This window comes from Vibrio sp. R15-SG3-ISO1A, from assembly GCF_059833955.1.
On record NZ_JCBDGH010000053.1, the window covers coordinates 1 to 4,884 of the forward strand.

At 49.6% G+C, this 4,884-nt stretch carries 4 protein-coding genes, 1 tRNA gene and 2 rRNA genes; 3 read left to right on the forward strand and 4 right to left on the reverse strand.

Translation table 11 applies throughout. From position 1 onward, the window contains the following. The coding region (metL, locus tag AC6R0L_RS07655) for a bifunctional aspartate kinase/homoserine dehydrogenase II (protein ID WP_500628785.1) at window positions 1-1,015 on the forward strand (1,015 nt) is incomplete at its 5' end. 225 nt (window positions 1,016-1,240) lie between these two features. Beyond that, on the forward strand, window positions 1,241-2,131 hold the full coding sequence (gene metF / locus AC6R0L_RS07660; protein WP_487902563.1) for a methylenetetrahydrofolate reductase: 891 nt from the start codon (window positions 1,241-1,243) through the stop codon (window positions 2,129-2,131). A gap of 66 nt (window positions 2,132-2,197) precedes the next feature. Here the strand turns inward: metF and zapB are convergent, their stop codons facing one another. Continuing rightward, entirely contained in the window at window positions 2,198-2,440 is a 243-nt protein-coding gene (gene zapB / locus AC6R0L_RS07665) for a cell division protein ZapB (RefSeq protein ID WP_334555687.1), read from the reverse strand. 316 nt (window positions 2,441-2,756) lie between these two features. On the opposite strand from zapB, the gene glpX reads away from it, so the two are divergent. Next, window positions 2,757-3,764 (forward strand): class II fructose-bisphosphatase, encoded by a 1,008-nt coding sequence (glpX, locus tag AC6R0L_RS07670; protein WP_334555688.1) that lies wholly within the window; start codon window positions 2,757-2,759, stop codon window positions 3,762-3,764. A 276-nt stretch (window positions 3,765-4,040) separates the two neighbouring features. Here the strand turns inward: glpX and AC6R0L_RS07675 are convergent. The 3 genes from AC6R0L_RS07675 to AC6R0L_RS07685 form a co-directional block, all read right to left on the reverse strand. Beyond that, window positions 4,041-4,117: transfer RNA gene (locus AC6R0L_RS07675), tRNA-Asp, on the reverse strand. A 56-nt stretch (window positions 4,118-4,173) separates the two neighbouring features. After that, window positions 4,174-4,289: ribosomal RNA gene (rrf, locus tag AC6R0L_RS07680) — 5S ribosomal RNA — on the reverse strand. Window positions 4,290-4,460: 171 nt separating this feature from the next. After that, window positions 4,461-4,884: ribosomal RNA gene (locus AC6R0L_RS07685) — 23S ribosomal RNA — on the reverse strand; the annotation flags it as partial.

The following is a 4,884-nucleotide window of genomic DNA, read 5'->3' on the forward strand; positions in this document are numbered from 1 at the left end:
AACCCTGTTTGCAGAACAAAAAGCAGAGCTAGAAAAGCGTCGTGGAATGAGTTTTGAGCTCGTGGCGGTGATCGACAGCCAAACCTATTGGTTTAATGACCAAGGCATCGATCCTAGCGCGGTCAGTGAGCATTTCGATGAAGAGTCTATCCCTTATCAGCAAGGCGAGTGGATCCAGCGCCTCGGTGCGATTCAGGGCTATGACGATGTGGTCGTACTCGACGTGACGGCGAGTAAAGAGTTAGCTGAGCGCTACCTCGATATAGCCGAGCAAGGCATGCATCTTATCTCTGCCAATAAGGTTGCCGGCTCTGCCTCAAGTGCTTACTACCACCAAGTCCAAGATGCGTTTTCCAAAATAAACCGCCATTGGCTCTACAATGCCACCGTTGGAGCAGGCTTGCCGATCAACCACACTGTGCGCGATTTGCGTGAAAGTGGCGATGTCATCTATGCGGTCTCAGGGATTTTCTCTGGCACCCTCTCTTGGTTGTTCCAACAATATGATGGCAGCGTACCGTTTGCCGAGTTAGTCGATTTAGCGTGGCAGCAAGGCTTAACCGAGCCAGACCCTAGGCAGGATCTCGATGGCTCTGACGTAATGCGCAAGCTGGTCATCTTAGCCAGAGAAGCCGGTCTCGAGATTGAACCTGAATCGGTCAAAGTCGAGAGCTTAGTGCCCGATGAACTGGCCGATCTCTCACTGGATGACTTTCTCGATAACAGCCAACAGCTCAGCGAACAGCTAGCAGAAAGGTTAGAGAAAGCGCAACGTGAAGACAAAGTGCTGCGCTACGTCGCCAGACTGGAAAAGAACGGTAAAGCTCGAGTAGGTGTCGAAGCACTCAGCAAAGAGCACGCCTTGGCCAACCTGTTACCATGCGACAACATCTTTGCGATTGAGAGCAAATGGTATAAGGACAACCCACTGGTCATTCGTGGACCGGGGGCGGGTCGGGAAGTGACCTCAGGCGCGATTCAATCAGACCTTAACTTGTTGTCCAGTTTTCTCTAGTTTCACAGGTTGCTTCGGCAACCTGTTTTCTTATTCGGGCGTCGTTCTGCGCGCACTTCAAATTCTCTCATTATGAACTTGAAAAAAATTCATGGTGGGAGTGTTGACATTAAAACGTATTCAATACACTCTGTGGACATATAGACGTCTAAACGTCGATTTAATCAAATTGAATGTTGGGGCTGCAGTTACCTACGGATAGGGTCGCCACACGGAGAGAGAAAGATGGGATACACACACGCGAGTCATATTGACGCTTTAAACCAAAATATTGCCGAGCTATCGAACAACATCAATGTGTCATTCGAGTTCTTTCCTCCGAGCAGCGAAAAAATGGAAGAGACGCTGTGGAACTCGGTTCATCGCCTCAAAACCCTTAAGCCTAAATTTGTCTCTGTTACTTACGGCGCCAACTCCGGCGAGCGTGATCGCACTCACTCCATCATTAAAGAGATCAAAGCCGAGACCGGCCTAATTGCGGCCCCTCATCTCACTTGTATCGATGCCAGCCGTGACGAGCTCATTCAGATTGCTGACGATTACTGGAACAATGGTATTGAAAGCATCGTCGCACTGCGCGGTGATATTCCTCCTGGTGGTGGCAAACCGGATATGTACGCCTCCGATCTCGTGGAACTGCTTAAATCACGTCACGACTTTGATATCTCTGTTGCAGCCTTTCCCGAGGTACACCCTGAAGCAAAAAGTGCGCAGTCGGATCTGCTGAACCTCAAGCGTAAAGTCGATGCAGGCGCAAACCGCGCCATTACTCAGTTCTTTTTTGATGTAGAGAGCTACCTACGCTTTCGTGATCGCAGTGTTGCGGCTGGCATTGATGTCGAAATTGTTCCGGGCATCCTTCCTGTTTCCAACTTTAAACAAGCTTCACGTTTTGCCGCGCAGAATAACGTCAAAGTCCCTGGCTGGATGGCGAAACAATTTGAAGGGCTGGATGACGACCCAACCACTCGCCAATTGGTGGGTGCGAGCCAAGCCATCGACATGGTGCGTATCCTAAGTCGTGAAGGTGTGAAAGATTTCCACTTCTACACTCTCAACCGCGCCGAAATGACCTACGCACTTTGCCACACTTTGGGCGTGCGCCCTCAGGTCTAATCTGACAGACATCAAAGCAAAAGGGTTGGCACAGTGCCAACCCTTTTTAGTCTGCAGAAGCGGTGATTACTCAACGTCTTCCATCTTACCTAGCAAGCTGCGGATGCGTTCTTGCCATGCTGTGTGTTCTTGTTGCATCTGCTGATTTTGCGCGACCAACTCTTCACGGCTTGTACGCAGCTCGTTCGCTTCGTTTGCTAGCTTCTGCTTTTCTTCTTTAAGCTCTTCCACTTCCATTTGAAGCAGAGTGATAGTATCAACCGCGGTTTGGATTTTTGCTTCTAGTTTTTCTAGTACTTCAAAAGACATCGTTGCCTACCTTTTTAATCATTCTCTGGATGGTTGGGTCATACGACATGACAAACCCATTTACCTTCCATTCTACTCAGCCAAGCCGCTTTAAACACGCCCTATATTTGCAAATCTGCGTCATTCGATTAAAAAAACAACGCAATTTGACTCAGTCTTTACAAGACCAGACGAATGAATGGATCCATCCATTTTCCTGACCCTGGTTTGATCCAGTTCAAGCCTGCTGAACCAAAAAGGCAAACGTTTCCCTAGTGATGTGCTAAAATCGCGGCGATTTATTTTTGTTCAGTTTTTCCTACCAGTTGGAGTCATCATGAAACGCGATTTAGCAATGGCATTCTCAAGAGTTACCGAAGGCGCAGCCCTAGCGGGTTATAAATGGCTTGGCCGTGGCGATAAGAACGCCGCCGACGGTGCCGCTGTCGAAGTGATGCGTACCCTGCTTAATAAGACAGAAATCGAAGGTGAGATTGTCATTGGTGAAGGCGAGATCGATGATGCGCCTATGCTGTATATCGGTGAAAAAGTAGGTACAGGTGGTGATTGTGTCGATATCGCGGTTGACCCAATTGAAGGGACCCGCATGACAGCCATGGGTCAGTCCAATGCGCTGGCTGTTCTGGCCGCAGGTGAAAAAGGCAGCTTCTTAAAAGCCCCAGATATGTATATGGAAAAACTGGTTGTGGGGCCAGGCGCAAAAGGCTGTATCGACCTCAATAAGCCACTCAAAGAGAACCTTATTAACGTCGCTGAAGCGCTCAACAAGCCGCTCGATCGACTTGTGGTGATCACCTTAGCAAAACCGCGTCACGATAAGGTGATTGCTGAGATGCAAGCAATGGGTGTACGCGTTTTTGCCGTACCTGATGGTGACGTGGCCGCCTCCATTCTTACCTGCCTGCCTGACAGTGAAGTCGACATGATGTACTGCATTGGCGGCGCACCAGAAGGTGTGGTGTCTGCCGCTGTGATCCGTGCACTCGATGGTGATATGCATGGCCGTTTGCTACCAAGACATGAAGTTAAAGGTGATAGCGAAGAAAACCGCATCTACGGCGCTGCTGAGCTAAAACGTTGCGAAGAAATGGGCGTGACAGCCAATGTTGTGCTGACTATGGAAGAGATGGCTCGCAGCGATAACGTCGTCTTTTCTGCCACTGGCATCACCAAAGGTGACCTGCTTGAGGGCATTACGCGCCAAGGTAACATCGCCACCACAGAAACCTTACTGATCCGTGGACGCTGCCGCACCATTCGTCGCATTAAATCGACACACTACCTAGAACGCAAAGATCCTGAAGTGCGAGACATTATTCTTTAATCTCGCCTTGCTCTCTCTTCGAAGCCAGCCAGTGTGCTGGCTTTTTCTTGTCTGCAGAAAAGCCTCGAGCAGACAGGCCCCTGCCCTCGAAAAAATGCACAGCACTTTCGGGAGCGTTAAACGTAAAAAGCCTCAGTCTTTCGACTAAGGCTTAGTATAAGTGGCGGAGTGGACGGGACTCGATGGTCCGGCATTCCGGCCCGCGAAAAAGTACACAGCACTTTCGGGAGCGTTAAACGTAAAAAAGCCCAGTCTTTCGACTGGGCTTAGTATAAGTGGCGGAGTGGACGGGACTCGAACCCGCGACCCCCGGCGTGACAGGCCGGTATTCTAACCAACTGAACTACCACTCCGCAGTGGTCTATTTAAAGTCTTATCTCAATCTTGCTTCAAATAGATAATGTTCAAAGCCTGGCGATGTCCTACTCTCACATGGGGAAACCCCACACTACCATCGGCGCTAATTCGTTTCACTTCTGAGTTCGGCATGGAATCAGGTGGGTCCAAATCGCTATGGTCGCCAAGCAAAATTTGTTTAAGTTCCTAGAAGCTGAGTGCCTAGACCCTAGTTCCTAGAACTTAATAATTCGGAAAGCTGTGTTTATCGTTTCTAGCGACTAGGAACTAGTCACTCGTCTCTTTTTATACACATTCAATGTTCTTTCATTGAGTCCATCAAAACCCTTTGGGTGTTGTATGGTTAAGCCTCACGGGCAATTAGTACAGGTTAGCTCAACGCCTCACAGCGCTTACACACCCTGCCTATCAACGTTCTAGTCTCGAACAACCCTTAAGGATACTTAAAGTATCAGGGAAGACTCATCTCAGGGCTCGCTTCCCGCTTAGATGCTTTCAGCGGTTATCGATTCCGAACTTAGCTACCGGGCAATGCGATTGGCATCACAACCCGAACACCAGAGGTTCGTCCACTCCGGTCCTCTCGTACTAGGAGCAGCCCCCTTCAATCTTCCAACGCCCACGGCAGATAGGGACCGAACTGTCTCACGACGTTCTAAACCCAGCTCGCGTACCACTTTAAATGGCGAACAGCCATACCCTTGGGACCGACTTCAGCCCCAGGATGTGATGAGCCGACATCGAGGTGCCAAACACCGCCGTC